1 protein-coding gene is annotated in these 403 nt (G+C 64.5%); it reads left to right on the top strand.

What is annotated here, in order from left to right:
* The coding region (locus GTPT_RS16600; RefSeq protein ID WP_038011935.1) for an Ig-like domain-containing protein at positions 1 to 403 on the top strand (403 nt) is incomplete at both ends.

Genomic DNA, 403 nt, shown 5'->3' with positions numbered 1-403 from the left:
CCTGTCACGGTCGAGACCACGGCACCGGCAGAAGCAGGCGATATCAGCCTGACCGATTCCGCCGGGGACGATCTGAGCGGGAAGACCAGTAACGATGCCACCCCGATCCTGAAAGGGACTGCGGCAGCCGGCGACACCGTCACTATCCTCGACAACGGTAAAGCCATCGGTACCGCCACGGCAGGCAGCGACGGCAGCTGGAGCAGTACCCTGCCGGCCCTGGCCGACGGCAGCCACAGCATCACCACCACGGTCACCGATGCCGCCGGCAATACCAGCCAGCCTTCGGCCGCCATTCCTGTGACGGTCGATACCACGGCGCCGGCAGCAGCCGGTGATGTCGAACTGACCGACGGTAACGGTAATAACCTGTCCGGAGCGGAGACAAATGACTCTACTCCGG

Source organism: Tatumella ptyseos ATCC 33301, from assembly GCF_000735525.1.
GTDB lineage: Bacteria > Pseudomonadota > Gammaproteobacteria > Enterobacterales > Enterobacteriaceae > Tatumella > Tatumella ptyseos.
Note: the sequence above shows the minus strand (reverse complement) of the source record. Positions and strands in the feature narration are given on the sequence as shown.